Annotated in this window: 17 protein-coding genes and 2 pseudogenes; 1 reads left to right on the top strand and 18 read right to left on the bottom strand. The window is 40.2% G+C overall.

From position 1 onward, the window contains the following. Nucleotides 1-440: 440 nt before the first annotated feature. The 3 genes from J5566_RS07160 to dnaG form a co-directional block, all read right to left on the bottom strand. A complete protein-coding gene (locus tag J5566_RS07160; protein WP_208562692.1) occupies nt 441-764 on the bottom strand; it encodes a metal-sulfur cluster assembly factor in 324 nt (107 codons plus the stop codon). A gap of 568 nt (nt 765-1,332) precedes the next feature. Beyond that, nucleotides 1,333-2,451 (bottom strand): RNA polymerase sigma factor RpoD, encoded by a 1,119-nt coding sequence (rpoD, locus tag J5566_RS07155; RefSeq protein ID WP_158454537.1) that lies wholly within the window; start codon nt 2,449-2,451, stop codon nt 1,333-1,335. 2 nt (nt 2,452-2,453) lie between these two features. Further along, a complete protein-coding gene (gene dnaG, locus J5566_RS07150; RefSeq protein ID WP_208562691.1) occupies nt 2,454-4,241 on the bottom strand; it encodes a DNA primase in 1,788 nt (595 codons plus the stop codon). 177 nt (nt 4,242-4,418) lie between these two features. Here dnaG and mscL point away from each other — a divergent pair, with 177 nt between their 5' ends. Continuing rightward, nucleotides 4,419-4,778, top strand: coding sequence for a large conductance mechanosensitive channel protein MscL (gene mscL / locus J5566_RS07145; protein ID WP_208562690.1), 360 nt, complete (start codon nt 4,419-4,421; stop codon nt 4,776-4,778). Between the two features lie 88 nt (nt 4,779-4,866). On the opposite strand, the gene galE is transcribed toward mscL, so the two are convergent. The 15 genes and pseudogenes from galE to J5566_RS07070 form a co-directional block, all read right to left on the bottom strand. Next, nucleotides 4,867-5,880: a UDP-glucose 4-epimerase GalE gene (galE, locus tag J5566_RS07140; RefSeq protein WP_208562689.1), complete on the bottom strand. Its 1,014-nt coding sequence runs from the start codon at nt 5,878-5,880 to the stop codon at nt 4,867-4,869. Nucleotides 5,881-5,978: 98 nt separating this feature from the next. Continuing rightward, complete coding sequence (gene rpsU / locus J5566_RS07135) at nt 5,979-6,155, bottom strand: 30S ribosomal protein S21 (protein WP_000048054.1); 177 nt, start codon at nt 6,153-6,155, stop codon at nt 5,979-5,981. A gap of 81 nt (nt 6,156-6,236) precedes the next feature. Continuing rightward, nucleotides 6,237-6,863: a TIGR01906 family membrane protein gene (locus J5566_RS07130; protein ID WP_208562688.1), complete on the bottom strand. Its 627-nt coding sequence runs from the start codon at nt 6,861-6,863 to the stop codon at nt 6,237-6,239. Continuing rightward, on the bottom strand, nt 6,853-7,626 hold the full coding sequence (locus J5566_RS07125) for a TIGR01457 family HAD-type hydrolase (RefSeq protein ID WP_208562687.1): 774 nt from the start codon (nt 7,624-7,626) through the stop codon (nt 6,853-6,855). Before J5566_RS07125 ends, J5566_RS07130 begins: the two co-directional genes overlap by 11 nt. A 9-nt stretch (nt 7,627-7,635) precedes the next feature. Then, nucleotides 7,636-7,965 (bottom strand): annotated as a pseudogene (locus J5566_RS07120) (NUDIX domain-containing protein); the annotation flags it as partial. Nucleotides 7,966-8,075: 110 nt separating this feature from the next. Next, nucleotides 8,076-9,515, bottom strand: coding sequence for a recombinase family protein (locus J5566_RS07115; RefSeq protein WP_208562686.1), 1,440 nt, complete (start codon nt 9,513-9,515; stop codon nt 8,076-8,078). After that, on the bottom strand, nt 9,508-11,127 hold the full coding sequence (locus J5566_RS07110) for a recombinase family protein (RefSeq protein ID WP_208562685.1): 1,620 nt from the start codon (nt 11,125-11,127) through the stop codon (nt 9,508-9,510). Before J5566_RS07110 ends, J5566_RS07115 begins: the two co-directional genes overlap by 8 nt. Next, on the bottom strand, nt 11,127-12,704 hold the full coding sequence (locus J5566_RS07105) for a recombinase family protein (RefSeq protein ID WP_208562684.1): 1,578 nt from the start codon (nt 12,702-12,704) through the stop codon (nt 11,127-11,129). Before J5566_RS07105 ends, J5566_RS07110 begins: the two co-directional genes overlap by 1 nt. Before the next feature lie 98 nt (nt 12,705-12,802). Then, complete coding sequence (locus tag J5566_RS07100) at nt 12,803-12,943, bottom strand: hypothetical protein (RefSeq protein WP_032509548.1); 141 nt, start codon at nt 12,941-12,943, stop codon at nt 12,803-12,805. Between the two features lie 291 nt (nt 12,944-13,234). Beyond that, nucleotides 13,235-13,429 (bottom strand): helix-turn-helix domain-containing protein, encoded by a 195-nt coding sequence (locus J5566_RS07095; protein WP_105137934.1) that lies wholly within the window; start codon nt 13,427-13,429, stop codon nt 13,235-13,237. Nucleotides 13,430-13,922: 493 nt separating this feature from the next. Next, a pseudogene (locus tag J5566_RS07090) lies at nt 13,923-14,081 on the bottom strand (competence protein ComA); the annotation flags it as partial. A 140-nt stretch (nt 14,082-14,221) separates the two neighbouring features. Next, on the bottom strand, nt 14,222-14,854 hold the full coding sequence (locus J5566_RS07085) for an ABC transporter ATP-binding protein (protein ID WP_105111884.1): 633 nt from the start codon (nt 14,852-14,854) through the stop codon (nt 14,222-14,224). A 1-nt stretch (nt 14,855) separates the two neighbouring features. After that, a complete protein-coding gene (locus J5566_RS07080) occupies nt 14,856-16,871 on the bottom strand; it encodes a bacteriocin-associated integral membrane family protein (protein WP_105143717.1) in 2,016 nt (671 codons plus the stop codon). 105 nt (nt 16,872-16,976) lie between these two features. Beyond that, nucleotides 16,977-17,273 carry a lactococcin 972 family bacteriocin gene (locus J5566_RS07075; protein WP_105111886.1) on the bottom strand — a complete coding sequence of 99 codons (297 nt, stop codon included), beginning with the start codon at nt 17,271-17,273 and terminating at the stop codon, nt 16,977-16,979. Nucleotides 17,274-17,587: 314 nt separating this feature from the next. After that, nucleotides 17,588-17,758, bottom strand: coding sequence for a PhrA family quorum-sensing system peptide (locus tag J5566_RS07070; RefSeq protein ID WP_105101019.1), 171 nt, complete (start codon nt 17,756-17,758; stop codon nt 17,588-17,590). Between the last annotated feature and the right edge of the window lie 102 nt (nt 17,759-17,860).

Here is a 17,860-nt window from a genome sequence, read left to right as displayed (position 1 = left end):
CCAAATTGACGTTTTTTATTCTTCTCTTGAGTTTATGTGCCTACCGTTTCCTACTCTCCAGTGCAAATATATACGTACTTTATTGACCGTTTCACAAGATGACGTGTGCTTTCACCACACTGACAAAATTAGAAATTAGGAAAAACTTCCCAACATCAACTTATAAAATGTAGGCTTTTAACCCTATCAATAATGTGGCTTACGCCACGCTTCGGCATTCGACCCGCCTGTCCGTAGGCTTCGGTTATGATCAATAGCGGAGCTACTGTTCCCATATAGGTCTGATATTTGCTAGAATAGGTTTAATAACTTTTCCTAGGCACGTTAAGTTTACCATCATTCCAACTATTTAGCAAGAACTTTTTGATGATTTCAACAAAAAATCGATAAAATTCCGTATAAAAATAGAAAAAACAGTCTCATCATTCGAGACTGTTTGTTTATTTGATTCCAAGGGCAATGCGAGCATAGCGGCTCATTTTTTGAATAGTCCAAGCTGGAGACCAAACCAAGCGCACATCTACTTCTGTCACTTCTGGAATAGACTTCAACACATCATGAATCTGATCTGTTATCAAGTCAGCCAAAGGACAGCCCATGGTTGTAAGGGTCATATCAATTTCAGTCCGTCCATCCTGAAAACGGATGTCATAAATCAGACCAAGATTAATGATATCAATCCCCAATTCAGGGTCAATCACTTCTTCCAAAGCATGGAAAATTCGCTCCTGGATTTCCTTTACTTCTTCTTCAGAATAGGCCATTTTCGATTCCTCTCTGGATCATATAATTTTTTTGCAAACAGTTCCACTGCGTGCACTTTCTCTGCTCGCGTAAAAACACCACTGGGTTAGCCTGCTTTCATATTTCTGGGCAGGCTTCAACAGTCTGGGAGACTGTTGAAGGTTGGAGATTAAACAAACGAAGTTTGTGTCAAAATCAGTCTGGGAGACTGTTGAAGATTGGAGATTAAACAAACGAAGTTTGTGTCAAAATCAGTCTGGGAGACTGTTGAAGATTGGAGATTAAACAAACGAAGTTTGTGTCAAAATCAGTCTGGGAGACTGTTGAAGGTTGGAGATTAAACAAACGAAGTTTGTGTCAAAATCAGTCTGGGAGACTGTTGAAGGTTGGAGATTAAACAAACGAAGTTTGTGTCAAAACCTCCCCGAACTCTCGCTTGTTGCCAATATTTAGCAAGTGAACTGATAAGTGCCACCGAACTTTGTCCGCTTTCGGATTTCTATGCGGACGTTGAGAAAGCCTATCCGTAGGCTTATGCCTCGCTTTCCTATTTCTAGGCTCGGGTTAAAACACCACGTCAGTGGTGTTTTAATCCTCTATAAAATCTCTGAGTGGTTTGCTGCGGGATGGGTGGCGGAGTTTGCGGAGGGCTTTGGCTTCGATTTGGCGGATGCGTTCGCGGGTTACGTTGAAGACTTTACCAACATCTTCAAGCGTGCGCATTTTACCGTCATCAAGACCAAAGCGGAGGCGGAGAACGTTTTCTTCACGGTCTGTCAGCGTGTCCAATACCTCATCTAATTGCTCACGGAGGACAACACGTGTCGTGTAGTCAACTGGATTTTCAATCACTTCGTCTTCGATGAAATCTCCAAGATGACTATCATCTTCTTCACCAATTGGTGTTTCCAGAGAAACAGGTTCTTGAGCGATTTTGAGGATTTCACGGACCTTATCTGGTGTCATGTCCATACGCTCTGCTATTTGTTCAGGCGTAGGATCTTGCCCTAATTCTTGCAAAAGATTGCGTTGTTCACGAACCAATTTGTTAATAGTTTCCACCATGTGAACAGGAATCCGAATAGTACGAGCCTGGTCCGCAATGGCACGGGTAATGGCCTGACGAATCCACCAGGTTGCATAGGTTGAAAACTTGAAGCCTTTAGAATAGTCAAACTTGTCAACAGCCTTCATCAAGCCCATATTCCCTTCTTGAATCAAATCAAGGAACTGCATACCACGGCCAACATAGCGTTTAGCAATAGATACAACCAGACGCAAGTTGGCTTCTGCCAAACGTTGCTTGGCTTCTGGATCCCCCGCTTCGACCGCCAAAGCCAATTCCTGCTCCTCTTCGTTGGTCAAGAGTGGCACCACACCGATTTCTTTCAAGTACATGCGGACAGGGTCATTGACCTTGGCAGAGTTGCTACCTAGCAATTCTTCATCCGATAGTTCTGGTTCTTCTTCCACCTGCATAACACGGGCAGAAGGATTGCCTTCCTTGTCAACAATGGAAATTCCCGCATCCTGGATGCGTTGCAACAAATCATCAATACCGTCAGCATCCAAGGTGAAAGGAATAATCAACTGGTCGTTAATGACATCATCAACCGCTGTCCCTTGTTTTTTGTGGTTGCGGATAAATTCTGCAACTTGGACATCAAAGGTGGTCACTTCTGTTTTCTTTTCTTTTTTACTTGCCATGTTTACTCCATTTTTCTTTTTTGTGCGATGAGTTGTGCTAACTCATCAAGGGCAGCAGCATCATTTCCCACATGGGTTTGTTCACGAATGGTTCTAGATTTGACTTGATTTTCACGTCGCATCCACTCCCTTTGCCTTCTAGCTTCTAATTCCTCAAGTTCATCCTGTCCAACATCCGCTGGCAACCGTTCTTCCATAACACGGTACCAGGCACGCTGAACAGATTCCTCCATCTGGGCCAGCTCATAACTGGAAACTTCTCCCTCAGTCTTGAGAACTTGATATAAGGTTTCCAATTCAGGGGTATAGAAATGAAAATCTTCCCTCAAACGGTAATCATTCAAAATGTGGGCATGCTCTTGCATCCGATACAACAAATGATTTTCGGTCCGAATCAATGGGCTAATCTTTAGTTGCTGCGGTAATTCTCGAACAAGGGGAGGAAGCATTTCCTGCCTCGAAACATCTCGACTCCTTTCCTGCCTTTGATGAAGGCGAACCGCATTGACAGCCAATTCCACCTGGCTGTAATCAAAGTCAGACAGCAAATCAGCCACCTTATAGATATAAGTGTTCTGAGCCGTAATCGACTTGGTATTTGCGATAATTGGAGCGATTCGGTCCACAAAATCAATCTGCATCTGCAGATTATCCGGATTTTCTGGCCTCAAGTGATGAATTAAAAACTCCACCTGACTCATACGAGATTTGTTCAGGACATCCTGCAGGGCCTGAGGTGAATTTTTTGATAGAAACTCATCCGGGTCCATTCCATCAGGGAACCGTACAACCTCAACTTGAAACTGGCCCAATTCTTCCAAGACCTTGGCAGTTGCAGCCTGACCAGCCTTATCGCCATCATAGGCTACCACAACCTTTTGACAAAACTTAGACAAATGCTGGACTTGTTCTCTGGTCAAAGCTGTTCCCATAGAAGCTACTGCATTTTCTACACCTGCCCGATGGGCCGCAATAACATCCATATAGCCTTCCATCAGATAGACTTCTCGTTGCTTCTTAATCGAAGCCTTGGCCTGATCAAGATGATACAATTCGTAACTTTTGTTAAAAATCGCCGTTGACCGAGAATTCTTGTACTTGGCAATCTGTTTATTTTGGCGATCGGATTCCGTCCAAATCCTCCCCGAAAAAGCAAGGATCTGCCCCTCTTCATCTGTTAAGGGAAAAATAATCCGCCCTTGAAAGGCATCATAGACTCTATTGGTATCTGCAGTATTAAAGAGTCCAGATTGTAGTAGGTCATTTTCTGAAAACTTTTTGGAAAGAGACTGGTAAAGAATATTGGGATCCGATGGCGACAAACCGATGTGAAACTGCTTCAAATCCTGATCCGTCAATCCGCGATTATGAAGATAATTCTTGGCATCTTCCCCCATCTTGGTAGTCATCAACAGAGCATGGTAGAATTTACCTGCCTCGGCATGAATGTCCAGCAAAACTTGATGCGGATGTTTGGGTTTTGAACCTTGCTGATCCGGCACGTTCTCCACTTGAAAACCAGCCTGTTGCCCCAACTCACGCACTGCATCTAGAAAACTAAGACCTCGTTTCTCTTCTAGAAACGTAAAGACATCACCAGATTTTCCACAGCCAAAACAATGATAAAACTGCTTATCCTCTAATACGTTAAACGATGGTGTTTTTTCACCGTGAAATGGACAAAGCCCTAAATAATTACGTCCCGCCTTGGTAAGGGCAACTGATTCTCCGATCACATCGACAATATTCACTGCCTGTTTGATTTCACTGATGAGTTCTTTTGTAATCACGTTGGCTCCTCCTTCCAATGCAGGGTCTAAGCACAGTTTAACAGATTATATTATATCACACTCCTTGTCATCATGTAAATTTTTGAAACAAAATTTTCAAACATATTTCTTGTAATTTTTCTGTAACATGGTTATAATGGACAATGTAAAAAAATTATGAAAGGACATATTTAGGATATGTTGAAAGATTTAAAAGCGTTTTTGTTCCAAGGCAATGTGATTGACCTTGCTGTTGCAGTTATTTTTGGTGCGGCCTTCAAAGCCATCATCGATTCATTCGTTGCTGACTTGATCACTCCATTGTTGTTAACACCAGCTTTGAAAGCTGCTGGTGCAGAAAAGATTTCAGAATTGAGCTGGAACGGCGTTACTTACGGTAACTTCTTGAGCGCTGTTATCAACTTCTTGATCATCGGTACTGTTTTGTTCTTCATCGTTAAAGCTGCAGAAAAAGCAATGCCTAAGAAAGAAGCTGCTCCTGCTGGTCCAACTCAAGAAGAATTGCTTGCAGAAATCCGCGACTTGTTGAAAAAATAATCAATAAGATAGTAAGACAGGCCCTGTGCCTGTTTTTCTTTTTTCACTATGACAAAAAGAAGATGTGAGCAATTGCTCACATCTTTTCTTAGCCTTCATATCCATTTGGATTTTTAGACTGCCAGTTCCAGGTATCGCGGCACATGTCTTCAATGGTTTTTTCGGTTTTCCAATTGAGTTCAGCTAGCGCCTTGTCTGCGTTGGCATAGCAGGTTGCCACATCGCCAGGGCGACGGTCAACAATTTTATAAGGTACCGGAACGCCATTAACTTTTTCAAAGGCTTGGACCAATTCCAGCACACTAGTTCCTTGACCAGATCCGAGGTTATAGGTATGCACACCTGAGGTTGTCGAAATTTTTTCCAAGGCCTTGATGTGACCAAGTGCCAAGTCAATCACGTGGATGTAATCACGAACACCCGTTCCATCTACTGTGTCATAATCTGAACCAAAGACACTGAGTTCTGGACGCTTACCAACTGCTACTTGAGCCACAAATGGCATAAGGTTGTTTGGAATACCTGCTGGATCTTCACCGAGTAAGCCTGATTCATGGGCACCGATTGGGTTGAAATAACGGAGGAGGGCAACACTCCATTCCTTATCTGCTACTTCCACATCACGCAAGATTTGTTCCAACATAACTTTTGTATAGCCATAAGGATTGGTTGCACTGGTTGGCATGGTTTCCACCAAAGGCGATGGATTGTTGAGACCGTAGACAGTTGCGCTGGATGAGAAGACAATCTTCTTGACACCAAACTCTGCCATGACTTCCACCAAAGCCAGAGTGGACATGATATTATTTTCATAGTACATAACTGGTTTGGCTACGGACTCACCGACTGCCTTGTAGCCTGCAAAATGAATAGCCGACTCGATGCTTTCTTTTTCAAAAACCTCACGAAGAGCAGTCTTATCTGCTACATCAAGCTGGTAAAAACCTGGTCGTTTACCTGTGATTTCTTCGATACGATCCAAGACCAAGATACTAGAATTGGATAGATTATCCACGATGACCACTTCTTTTCCCAACTTCAACAATTCCACAACGGTATGGCTACCAATATAGCCCGCTCCACCTGTCACTAATATACTCATAATTACTCCTTTGAACGTCCAAATTATATATATCCATTATATGAAACTTCATCTAAAATGTAAATAAAAAAACAGCCCAAAGGCTGTCTGAAATTCAATTAGAATTTTTTACGCTTGCGAGCTGCTTCTGATTTACGTTTACGTTTTACAGATGGTTTTTCGTAGAATTCGCGTTTGCGTGTTTCTTGAAGAGTACCAGCTTTAGTAACCGCACGTTTGAAACGACGAAGAGCATCATCAAGTGATTCGTTCTTGCGTACTACTGTTTTTGACATTATTTTCACTCCCCTCAATTTCAAAGTCTTAATCATTTTACTGTAAAACAAATCGATTGTCAAGACTTTTATTGGCATTTCCTATCGAATGTCACATTTTTTTATAAGAAAAAACCAAATGCCACAAAAAACTTCATAGAGGATGAAAAAGAGAATGAAGCAATGAAGGAAAAATTCCTGTGGAAGTATATAAATGACCGAATCTTTCAGCGGGTCAAAGAGCCAGGTCGAATCACCTGGAAAAAGCATATGGTGGAAGAGAACAAAGAAGCTATCAAAACCAATCAGCAAACCCACTAGCGCAATAAGCAAAGGCGTAAGAGCCATCCACATAAAAACAGTTCGATAGAGCTTGCCATATCCTTTCCTCACTATTTCTTTCCAAAAATAGAATACCGCAGGCAAACTAATCAGGAAAATAAGCTGTGCCAGATGAAAGAGACCTTTCACATCCGCAAAATGTTTGAGACCATCAGCTGAGGATGAAAAATTTGGCATGTCTAAAACACTTGCAAAAGGATTGGTCAGATAGTTCATCAGGATATTGAAATTGTAGGAGATATCTGATGACTTCATGTAAACAACTTTTTCCAACCCTAAAAAAGAAATCTCAAGCGGATAAACTAGCCAAGCTAGGTAGATGGTTCCTAGAACTGCTGCCGACAAGACAAATAAAATCGTTCCGATAATCTGTAACTTAGTTCTCATCAAAACTCCATTCATCTAAGCTCTCGAGGACATGGGTTGGAGCCAGGGGTAAGTCTGCTACTTCTTCTGGCTTGGTAAATCCAGTCAGGACTAAAAGAGTTGGAAAACCATTGTCAATCCCTGCACGAATATCCGTCAGGTAGTTATCCCCCACCATAACCGTTTGACTGCGTTCCGTCCCTAACATCTCCAGAGCCTTGTCCATGATAATGGCTTCAGGTTTTCCGATAAAGGTCGGCTCTACTCGGGTAGCAGCTTTCAAAAGTGCAATCAGTGAACCCGCACCTGGCAAGTGACCACGCTCCGTTGGAATGTTGAGGTCAGGATTTGTACCGATGAAGGTCGCCCCCTTTTGAATAGCCAGGGTAGCAATGGTCAGTTTTTCGTAGGTCAGCTGAGTATCCAAACCGACAACTACATAGGCTGGATTTTCCGTATCTTCAATATAACCTGCCTCAAAAATGGCAGACTTGAGCCCGTCCTCACCGATAACATAAACCGTCATTTCCCGACCTAAGTCATTCATGTAGTCCACAGTAGCCAGACTGGCCGTATAGATGGTTTCAAGCGGTGTTTCGATATTAAAATTCTCCGCCAACATAGCCTGTACCATTTCAGGACGGCGGGTGGTATTGTTGGTCACAAAGAGATAGGGAATGTTGCGCTCCTGCAAACCATGAATAAACCGTTCACCAGCAGGAATCCGCTTTTTCCCTTCATAGATCGTCCCATCTAAATCGATCAAATAGCCTTGATAGGTCATACATTCTCCTTAATCAAATCGTGTTTCCCAATGCTCAGACCGACTAGCTTCCAAACAAAGTGCTAACTGCTCAGGAGTATTTTTCCCAAGGTAGAGCGGAGGCAAGTCATCTAGACTGAAAAAACCACTGGCGACTGTTTCCGAATTGGGCTGAAACTCCCCGCCAAGGAGACGACATAAAATGAAGACCTTGGTCACGCGGTGGGCAGACTTGGCAGGATTGTTCTTGTGCTTGTCCAAAATCGCAACGACTCGCAGAGCCTCCACATCCAGCCCTGCTTCTTCCATGACCTCTTTCACCACATTATCCTTAACGGACTGATCCACATCGCACCAACCCTCTTATGTCAAGTAAATGACACTATTTTTCTACACTGAAAACACCCTTATTATACCACAAAGCTACTTTTTAAGAAAGAGACTCGCTATTACACAAGGCTCTCATTAGATTATCTATAGACAACTGTAAAAGAACCTTGGCCATTGACGACAATCCTCTCGATATGAGTGTCAACCACTTCCCTGGTCATTTTTTTGTCAAATGCTATATTTTCCCTACCAACTACCTTTAATTGTTCTTCTATTTCCATCATAGAATTATCTAAGTTCTGACGTTTTTCCATGTAAGTTTCTTTTGTCATCAAGCCCTCTTTATAGTCTTGAAAATGAGAAACCTTTTGAGTTTTCAGCCGTTCAGCTTCTCTTAAAAGATTCGTTTTTGATAGCTTTGGAGAGTTCTTCGGCAACCGAGACTTTAATTCTTTCTTGATAGCCTCTTCTATTCTATCTATCCGACAGGACTTCATGGTCTTGCCTTGACTTCTACAGTAACGACAATAAAAATAATCATAGTTGTTATAGTGGCTATATCGAAGGAGACGATGCCCGCAATGTTCACAGATAACTAAGCCTCGTAATAAAACTTCTTCTGGCTGGTTGCAAGTCTGATTTTTCGGTCCACTAATGCGAGAGGCAAGTGATTGTTGAGCTTTGTCAAAGTCCTCACTTGATACAATTGCCTCATGATTATTGTCAAGACGTTCCCACTCTGATTCAGGCCGCCGAATCTGCTTACCATTTACCGTTGTTCTAGTGTTAAACAGGTATGTCCCCTTATAGGCTTCATTTTTGAGTATTTGGAGAATACCACTTCTCGTCCATACATTCCTCTTTTGTTCGGCAGTAATGATAATTGATTTTGTATACCTTGCTTGACTAACCTGCATTTTCCTCTCAGCTGGAGTAATCGTCTGTTCACTATTAAGTAACATCGCTATTTTTTGAGTTCCCATTCCCTCAATGCAAAGTTTAAAAATTCGTCTCACAATTGGAGCGACTTCCTCATCAATGATAATCTTAAATCGGTCATTTGGGTCCTTGATATAACCAAACGGTGGTAACCAACTCATGTTCTTCCCGGAGCGTTTCATACTGTTCATTGCACTCTTGACTTTTTCAGAAACATCTTTAGCGTAGAAATCATTGAGTAAGTTTCTAAAGGGCACATCAATATCCAGTCCATTATGTTCAGACACCAGGCTATCATAATGGTCGTTGAGAGCAATAAATCGAACTCCGAGAAAAGGAAAGATATTCTCCAAATAGTTTCCCAATTCCAAATAGTCACGCATAAATCGAGACAAATCCTTGACGATGATATTACGGATAGTTCCAGCCTTAACATCAGCCATCATGCGTTTAAAGGCTGGACGGTTAAGACTGGTGCCCGAAAAACCATCATCCACAAACTCCAAACGTTCCCAGTTCTTGAACTTAGGTTCTTGGTCAAGAAAATGGTTTAATAAGTACCGTTGATGAGTAATTGAGTTGCTTTCATCTGTATTAGCCTCATCAACTGACAAGCGGAGGTATAGAGCGATTTTAGTCATGCTCGTCCCCCCCGATTCGACAGTTAAAAGTTACTGTGACTGTTTTGTCCACATCAACTTCAATCCGTTCTATTAAAGCATTTAAGAGTTCTGCAGTTAAAACTGCTTGATTGTTACTCTTGGCTAGATGTCTAACCCAATTCACCTGCTTACCGTGCTCCTCCTCAATCTGCTTTATTGAAGTTTCACATTGGGATAATTCTTGTGAAATGGTTTTGATTTTTGAGTTTATTTCTTTCTTTTTGGAAAGATAGTCTTCTCGCTTAGACCGGTTAAGACTGTAAGTAGCGTAAAGATCGCTTAGTTCAGCATTCCATTGTACTACTGAGCGTTTATGAACCATCAACTGCTTTCTATATTTCCTTAGACAATCCTCCTTTTTAGTTTCTAACCGTGGCAACAATGTCTCAACTGTTCCCAAACGCTTCATTTCTGATTGTATCAGCTCTACTACTATCTTATCCAGAGCATTTTCACTGATATAAACGTTTTTTCTCTCAGCTGTCTCTGAATCATAGTGATAGTCCATAAAGTAATAGTAATCATAATCAGACTTATTATTTGAAAAATGGCGACGCTTTCGAACCATTTGAGTTGATTTGGTTTTACCATAAATCAAACCTTTATAGCGATTTGGAGTTTTTACTCGGTCAGTCTTTTTGACAGACTTACGACTAGCAGAATACTGAAGAATTTTTTCGTAGTCATCTTTGCTGATATAAGCTTCCTGCGCATTTTCAAAATAGATATAGTCATCTTCAGATAAGGATTTGTTTCGTGTTCGCTGAACAAGGTCTCCCCTGTAAACAGGCATCTTAATCAGACGAAGTAAATTTCCTGCTTGCCATCTTTTCGTATCCTGCTCACTTCTATATAATTGACCTGTCTTACGGTAGGAGTGAGGTACAGCAATTTCTCTACGATTCAATTCAGCAGTAATCTGAGGCATGGATTTACCTTCGATTGCCTCTTGAAAAACAAACTCTAAAATTGGCCTAACCTGATTATCTATGACTAACCTTGCACCAGCTTCATTGCGGTCAATGCGATACCCATACGGAGCAGAAGTTCCAATATAATACCCTTGACTAGCCTGCTGAATATGATAAGCCATAACTTTCTTTGAAATATCCTTAGAATAAAGGTCATTGACCAAATTCTTAATTTCCACCTCAAAGGATTTTTTATCTTCCAATCCATTGAGAGTATCTAGATTATCATTGATTGAGATAAAGCGAACCCCCATAAAGGGGAATACTTTATCAATCAGTCGTCCCATCTCAATGTAGTTACGACCCAAACGGGATAAGTCCCTAATCAAGATACAGTTGATAATCCCTTTTTTGAGGTCATCCATCATGTCCTGGTAGGCAGGTCGATTAAAGTTTGTCCCAGAATACTCATAGTCGATGTAACACTTGGTTACAGTTAACCCTTTCTCCTTAGCAAAAGCTCGAGCTAGGCTTTCTTGTGTCTCTAAGGACTGCGACTTGTTTCTCCAGGTTTCAGTACGTTCTTTGGATAGGCGAATGTAAATGCCTGTACGATAAGTTTGAAGTGATACCTCTTCTATTATCGTTTCCTTGCGGTAGCGGTTCTTGGTACGTGCCATTAGATCACCACCTCCGTTTCTCTATGAGAAAACTGCTGGAGGACTTCTAGTTCTGCCACATCATGAAATACCAAGGTCAACTCCTGATTCTCATGAATGACAATCCGATCAAGTAAGGTCACTAAAGTGAGACGATTGAGTTCTTTATCTTTTTGGATTTCACTCAACTGATTTAACCACCGTTCCTTATCCTGAAGTTTGTCATACAGAGTTTGAGCTAGTGCTTTCTTTTGAATGATGGTGTCTTCAATATGCTTTAGCTTTTTGCGATAGCTTCGCTGAAACTCTTGGTATTCTGTATCATTAATCAAACCGTCGTCTAAATCCAAGTACAGTGACTGGAGCAACTGTTCATACTTCTTGCGATTCGCAAGCAAAGAAGTAAAATCAACTTCCAAAAACTGTTCTTGGTCTAAATAATCAGGAACGGCTTTAATCAGAAAAGACTTCCAGTCAAGGTGTTGATGAATAAAGGTCGATACTAAGTCAAGCAATCTCTCTTGCTTGATTGCATGGCGACTGCAGCCTCGTCCATTATTGTAGGTGCTACAAATATATTGAACAGTCTCTTTGTCCTTATAGCGGAGTTTTCGTTGTACAAGCTGAGCCTGACATTCGCTGCAAAATAATAATCCTGCAAAGAGGTCAGGTAGCTTCTTCCCGTGCTTGACATCCCTGAGTAAGAGATTATTGGCTATCTCGAACGTACTTTTTGAGATAATGGCTTCATGCGTATCGTCAACCCGAACCCAATCTTCTGGATTCACAGCTACAGACTTTTGAGACTTGTAATTAAGTTTGGTTTGCTTCCCCTGTTCCAAACTACCTGTATAGACACGATTTGTCAAAATACGATTGACCATTTTCGTGTCCCATTTATAGCTATGCCCGTAAAAGCCTTTAATCTTTTCCTGACAGGCTTTCTTACTTTGCAAGGGAGTTTCTATCCCTGCCTGGTTAAGAAAGCCTGCGATAGCGTTTGACGAATATCCCTCTAATTTAAGAGCAAAGATTTTCTCAATAGTAGGGCGTACATTCTCATCAACCACTAGATGATTCCGTTGCTTTTCATCTTTGCGATAGCCATAAGGGGCAAAAGCTCCAATAAACTCGCCCTTTTGTCGTTTGGCTTTTTGAGTACTCCTAACTTTGGTTGAAATGTCTCGACAGTAACTATCATTGATAAGACTTTTGATAGGCATAATCAAGTGAGTTTCATTGGTGTCTGCGGTCATACTATCATAGTGATCATTAACCGAGATAAACCTAACTCCCATAGAAGGAAAAATTCGCTGGAGGTACTTTCCAGTTTCAATGTAATCCCGACCAAAGCGTGACAAGTCCTTGACAATTATGGTATCAATGATCTTATCATTCACCATACCCATCATACGTTTAAAGTCAGGACGATTAAATGTTAATCCACTAATACCATCATCAACAAATTCTTCTAAAATCGTGAACTCGTGATTTCTAGCGAAGTCTCGCAGGAGCGAGCGTTGGTTGATGATGGAATTGCTTTCCACATTATCCCCATCATCACGTGATAAGCGTAAATAAATACAGGCTTGTGTCATGTTTATCTCCTTAATTAGTGTTTAGGTGCTTACCAATTAAGGACTGAGGTTCTACTATTCTATTTTACATAATTTATAAAGACTTGTCCGCTAAAAACTCAAATTTTTTCAAGCTGTCGCCCCAGCAAATCATCTAAAATATCTGTAAGACTTAGCGGCTGATCACTTACTTGTACTGTAACCTTATATCCCTCAATCACAATCTGCGGTAATTCCGCACCTGTTTGTATTTTTTCCATAAACGTTTTTTCCTTTACTTAAAATTTTGACCTCTGTAGGTAGAACTGGTTAAGTTCTTCATGGGAGTTTCACCCGCTGTCCTTTCTCGATGGCAGCCTGAACGTTCAGAAGTATCATTGTCCTCATTTGTCTCATGGCAGATAGGTGACCAACCTATTTTATAGCCGATAATTCTCGCTCATATCACTGCGCATCCAACTAACTTGCTTCACAAATGATTAACGTCCCACTTTGGTTTATTCAGTTGTCAAGGAGCCTCGGATGATTAATGCTTCAGATGATTAATATTTTTATTTATCCATCTCTAAAAGATAATCTGTAGTTACTTTATATAATCTTGCTAGTTGCTTTAGAAATGAAGTTGGGACATCTTGCTTACCACTCTCAATTCTAGAATACGCTGATTGTGAACAGTGTAGATATTCTGCTACTTGAGCCTGAGTTAAATCTTTGTCCTCTCTTAAATTTTTCAATCTGATATACATTAAAATTCCTCTAACTATTATTGTAATTCGGGAAAATTCAAAATCAGTTTTTTATGCAGAATACGCATAAAAAAAATCAAATTTAATAAATTAACCCGAAACAAAAGACAATAAATGCAATCACCCATTTGGATTTGGAAGTTTAATCCACCTCATCGACTGTATACACTTTGAAGTTACGTTTCCATAGAATATGGAATTTGCTATCACTACTTCACACCACATTAGGAATGGTATGACTTGTGTATCGCTATTTAGTTAACTGGTAATAGGTGATTTAGAGAACTTCTACCTCAGATTTTCTACACGACGGTCATCGTACCAAAATAAAAGCAACAAGCTTATTCTGACTTGTTGCTTCTCTCTTATTCTTTAATTATTTTTTTGTTTTTGAAAAGTCTTCTTCAAAATCTTTCAGTTGAAAATTATTTTTTTCAGTGAGTAACATACTTTCAACTGCAACATCTTCTCCCAATGGATAATATTTCTTTTGAAACGGCTGTAGGAGGAAAATCTCTTCTACACTATTATTGACTCTAAGTGAAATTTGCAAAATATCATCTACCAAACTTTCAATTATTAAGATTTTTTGCAGTTTATCTGAATTAGAATCACATGGTTTTTCAATAATATAATTCTCAAATTTTTTCATTCTAGCTTCCTCTTCAGTATTTCTTCCTTTATTTGACCGAAGTTCCCCTAAAATTAATAAACTTCAATCCTAAATTAACTTTAAGTATCAAGTCAAGATAATATTTCGGTAACTTACAAATGCTATTGAACCAGGGGGGGTTATTTCAGACTATCCATAGTGACCACTTCATCAGCCATTTCCCAGATTGTCGGATTGTGGGTCGCGATAATGATTAGCCGATTATCATCTCTAAGAGACAACAATATCTCCATAATCAACTGAGAGGTTGCCGGATCTATGGAAGCCGTCGGTTCATCTGCCACAATAAAGGGTGGATTCTTTAAGATAACTTTTGCCAAAGCAACCCGCTGCGACTCTCCGCCAGATAACTCAAAAATACGTTTATTGAGGTCAAGGTAAGACAGACCGACCTGTTCTAAGGCCTGCTTCTGTTTCAATCGTTGCTCCGACCGACTCAACTTTTGACCAACGAGACCTAGTTTAAGGTTTTCTTCTATGGTTTGATTTTCAATCAAGCCAAAGTTCTGGAAGAGGTAACCCAATTCGTGACGGAAAAAATCACTCGACTTATAACTGGCCAAGTCTTTACCTCGGTAAAAAATCTTCCCATCATAAGGTTCTAATTTCCCCATCATGTTCATTAAGGTTGTTTTCCCACTACCGCTTGAACCGATCAAGGCATAGACTTTCCCAGCCTCAAATGTCATTGAAAGATTCGAAAACAGCTCTCTTTCTCCAAAAGACTTACTTACCCGTTTAAGTTCAATCATATTAACCTCCCTTCAAAACAAGCATGGACATCTTGTTTTCTTTCTGCATTTGGACATGTAACTGTAAAAGAGATAGACCAGTAAAGAGTAACAAGACTAAGAAAGCAACTACTATCTCTACCTGAAGTAATACACTCGCAACAAATCCCAGTAAAAACACACCCAGTTGAGCAAAGAGATAAGTGCGATGGATTTCTAAGAAACTGAGACCTGCAATGCGTTTGATAAAAATGGCACGTCTAAATTCTTCAAAGTAGAGCCTATTCATAGTGTTAAACAACAAGATTGAAGTTGCAATCCCAAGCACAGCTCCTGCTAGCATTACCCAACGTTCCCTCTTGATATTATCCAATAATGTGATGTAGTTGTGGTAACCTGTTTTCATTTCTGAGACCCAATTTTCAATGCCTTGTCTCTGGATAAGCTCCTGGGCATCAGACAATTGATTAAAGAGAACATAGTTCTGTACTGCGTCTAACCAAAACATAATGGACTGTGGGCCAGTTGAATGTGGTGTCACAACAATGATGATTGGATCTTTCAAAAACTGCTGGTAAGAAATAGGGGTCGTATTATACACAAAACGATCCTGACCTGATTCCAAATAACCTACCGTAGCAGTCATTTGCTGTCGTTCATCTTGACTAGACATGCGGCTGGTTAAGTCGTCTTCAAAAATAGACTTGTACTGCTCTTCCTCTAAACGGAGGTGTTCAGGCAACAATAAGACAAACTCCCCTACATCAAGGTGATTCATCTTTTGCTCAATGGTTGTATCTACAGGAATGTTTTGACGCTCCAAGTATTGCGGTGTGACGATAAGAATATTCCCATTCGGGCTGTAATCGTGCCATTCTGTAGAGGTTGTCAAGTTCTTGGAGGAAGCCATGCCATTTTGCAAAGTACGGTCAATTAACTGGTGTCTAGATAAGAAGGCCTTTTGTTCTGAAACAGCCAGATCCATCAATTGATACCAAGTTCTGAGTTGCCTTTGAGCTTGTTCATCAAAACCAGGACTCATTCCTTCACGGCTGGTTGATAAGATAACCAGCTGTCTTTCCTGACTCCAGGCCTCTTCTCCTATCCGATGCTGCTGCCAAGCTTGGGAATACTTTAAGCTACTTCCTATTCCCAGCATCACAATAATAACCGCAAATAGTTGACCGATTAAAATCAAACTAATGATTCCTCTGACAGGCACTTGCCCTTTTATAATCTGCATCAGGTGTATCTTTTTTATCCCAACTGCGAAGAGTTGAGCGAAAAATAGAGAGATTAACATCAAGATGAGATTATAACTGAGCAATCCTGCTCCTATGGTCATCAGGGATTCCGTTGGAAGCGACAGAATTTTTTGCATAAGAATGGCGAGCACGCCAGCTAAACTGAAACCAACAGCTATCCCTTTCAAATCCTCACCAACTGGTCTAAGGAAAATGGACCACCGTTTCTCTCCTGAAATGAGGCGAATGCCCGACGACCGTAATTGGCTAATTTGACTAATTAATGTCAGTGCTCCAAAGGTTAAGATGAAAATCAATAGACTGATTAACTGAAATCCGTTACTAAAGATAGCCATTAACGTAGATAGTTTAGATGGAATTGTCAGGTGCATGTTAGTCAAGCCAAGTTGACTTAGCTCCTCCCTTAGCAAGTGAATATCTAGGTGTCCATCGAATACAAAATAGTTTGTTTCAACACTGCTACTTTGAGCGTCTTCAAGCTTTCTTTCCTGAAGCCCATCAGGCAACTTTCCGTCCCCAAAGGTCGTATAAGAAAAAACTGTAGTACCTTCTGAGTTAGGATCTTGGTGTTGAATCGCAATAAAACTATCCGTTTCTTCTGCTAGTTTTTCCAAGCGTGTAGCAACATGCTGAAAAGTTGTTTCAGGGGAAGAATCACGTACCACAACGTTTGGGTAATAATGGGAGACATATGTATCACTCCAAATGGTAAATACCCAAACAAAGAACAAACTAGCAAGCAGGTTGGATAACAATAGAAATAGTTTTTTCATAGTGTGTCCTTTATTCTAAAAATAGAGGACAGAAATAATCCTGCCCTCTATAGACTAACAAGCTTACTAATGCTACTGATAAAGGAATTTATCTCAAGTTATTCCTTACCACCCTGCATCAAATACAACATGTTCCCCAACATTCGTATTGATAAACGCATATGAAGTGCTACGTGCTCCTGCGTAAGCTGTTCTTTGATTATTTCGTGCCGTACTACCAACATAAGACCAGTGATACTGTGATCCGTGATAATAGTTCGAGAATGCTCCCCAATTATTCGGATTATGGTGGCCTCCATAGTTCCAATCGCCACCACGATGAGAAACCGCCAAAACAGGAAGAGCCAAACTAAATGCCAAAACGGCAAGGGATGATGCAACTACTTTTCTAATTTTTAACATATTATTACTCCTCTGAATAGAATATTATGAAAATAAGCGAAATGCAACTACATATTTTAATTAGAAATCTCAGTCTGAATTATAGTATCCTATTTTTTCCTCCTTTCTAACTGCACGCTCCTTTCTACAGACAGAGACCTAATTTTATAAACCAATCTTAAATACTTTAGATTTTGTAACTCATAATTTTCAACAGTTGGTTAGCTATGAAAGCATCTTATCAAACATCTCCATTCTTATATCTATCTGGTATTGTTACAAGCTCTCATCAGAATACCTTTCTCTAAATAGTTGAATTTTAAAAGAATACGAAATCAATCAGCTTTCCCAACATCAAGACCATCAGACTTCTTTTGTGATTCTACTCGAATCTCCAATTGTTTATCCTTCTGAATAAACTGTTGGTAAGGAATTGTATTACTAAACGTAAAAACACCTAGTAATACAAATGTAACTAATTTTATAATTCCACGTTTTTTTCTCATGTAATGAAACCCCTTTCTATTTCCTTACCTTTATTCTAACATATATACTTTATTTAGCCAATTATTTTTATGCGATTTTTCACTTTTTTTTTTTTTTATTAT

Origin of the sequence: Streptococcus suis, assembly GCF_017601095.1 — a bacterium.
In the GTDB taxonomy this organism is placed as follows: Bacteria; Bacillota; Bacilli; order Lactobacillales; family Streptococcaceae; genus Streptococcus; species Streptococcus suis_Z.
The sequence above is the reverse complement of the archived record's forward strand: the minus strand, read 5'-3'. Positions and strand labels throughout refer to the sequence as shown.

Excerpts from the sequence above, each read along its gene's own strand:
- J5566_RS07125 (WP_208562687.1), bottom strand. The coding sequence starts at position 7,626 with ATGACCTATCAAGGCTATTTGATCGATTTAGATGGGACGATCTATGAA.
- rpoD (WP_158454537.1), bottom strand. The coding sequence starts at position 2,451 with ATGGCAAGTAAAAAAGAAAAGAAAACAGAAGTGACCACCTTTGATGTC.
- mscL (WP_208562690.1), top strand. The coding sequence starts at position 4,419 with ATGTTGAAAGATTTAAAAGCGTTTTTGTTCCAAGGCAATGTGATTGAC.
- J5566_RS07160 (WP_208562692.1), bottom strand. The coding sequence starts at position 764 with ATGGCCTATTCTGAAGAAGAAGTAAAGGAAATCCAGGAGCGAATTTTC.
- rpsU (WP_000048054.1), bottom strand. The coding sequence starts at position 6,155 with ATGTCAAAAACAGTAGTACGCAAGAACGAATCACTTGATGATGCTCTT.
- J5566_RS07085 (WP_105111884.1), bottom strand. The coding sequence starts at position 14,854 with ATGATTGAACTTAAACGGGTAAGTAAGTCTTTTGGAGAAAGAGAGCTG.
- J5566_RS07115 (WP_208562686.1), bottom strand. The coding sequence starts at position 9,515 with ATGACTAAAATCGCTCTATACCTCCGCTTGTCAGTTGATGAGGCTAAT.
- galE (WP_208562689.1), bottom strand. The coding sequence starts at position 5,880 with ATGAGTATATTAGTGACAGGTGGAGCGGGCTATATTGGTAGCCATACC.
- J5566_RS07100 (WP_032509548.1), bottom strand. The coding sequence starts at position 12,943 with ATGGAAAAAATACAAACAGGTGCGGAATTACCGCAGATTGTGATTGAG.
- J5566_RS07075 (WP_105111886.1), bottom strand. The coding sequence starts at position 17,273 with ATGTTAAAAATTAGAAAAGTAGTTGCATCATCCCTTGCCGTTTTGGCA.
- J5566_RS07110 (WP_208562685.1), bottom strand. The coding sequence starts at position 11,127 with ATGGCACGTACCAAGAACCGCTACCGCAAGGAAACGATAATAGAAGAG.
- J5566_RS07070 (WP_105101019.1), bottom strand. The coding sequence starts at position 17,758 with ATGAGAAAAAAACGTGGAATTATAAAATTAGTTACATTTGTATTACTA.
- J5566_RS07130 (WP_208562688.1), bottom strand. The coding sequence starts at position 6,863 with ATGAGAACTAAGTTACAGATTATCGGAACGATTTTATTTGTCTTGTCG.
- J5566_RS07105 (WP_208562684.1), bottom strand. The coding sequence starts at position 12,704 with ATGACACAAGCCTGTATTTATTTACGCTTATCACGTGATGATGGGGAT.
- J5566_RS07095 (WP_105137934.1), bottom strand. The coding sequence starts at position 13,429 with ATGTATATCAGATTGAAAAATTTAAGAGAGGACAAAGATTTAACTCAG.
- J5566_RS07080 (WP_105143717.1), bottom strand. The coding sequence starts at position 16,871 with ATGAAAAAACTATTTCTATTGTTATCCAACCTGCTTGCTAGTTTGTTC.